A 430-nucleotide genomic window follows, 5' to 3' on the forward strand; every position below is an offset into this window, starting at 1 on the left:
GTCGTAACAAGGTAACCGTAGGGGAACCTGCGGTTGGATCACCTCCTTACCTCAAGATACATTCCCGCGTAGTGTCCACACAGATTGTCTGATAGAAAAGTAACGAGCAAAGTAGCACCCAAGGTCCCCATCGTCTAGAGGCCCAGGACACTGCCCTTTCACGGCTGTAACAGGGGTTCGAATCCCCTTGGGGACGCCACACCGGTAACGACGTGAAAGACGTTACCAACCAGTATCTCAAAACTGATTAAGCCGTAAGGCCAGTCACGTTTGAGATATTTGCTCTTTAAAAATCCGGAACAAGCTGAAAATTGAAACGACGTATCGTTTTCATTCTCCGTAATAAGAATGAAATCAACGATATGTTCGAGTCTCTCAAATGCTTGCAGCTTTCGAGTTGTCCTTCGGGACGCTTGTGGGTTGTGAGGTT

Annotated in this window: 1 tRNA gene; it reads left to right on the top strand. The window is 47.7% G+C overall.

Annotation, left to right across the window (positions count from 1 at the left end):
- Positions 1-123 precede the first annotated feature (123 nt).
- A tRNA-Glu gene (locus NV64_RS22930) sits at positions 124-199 on the top strand.
- Positions 200-430: the final 231 nt, after the last annotated feature.

Source organism: Erwinia sp. B116 (assembly GCF_002865965.1).
GTDB lineage: Bacteria > Pseudomonadota > Gammaproteobacteria > Enterobacterales > Enterobacteriaceae > Erwinia.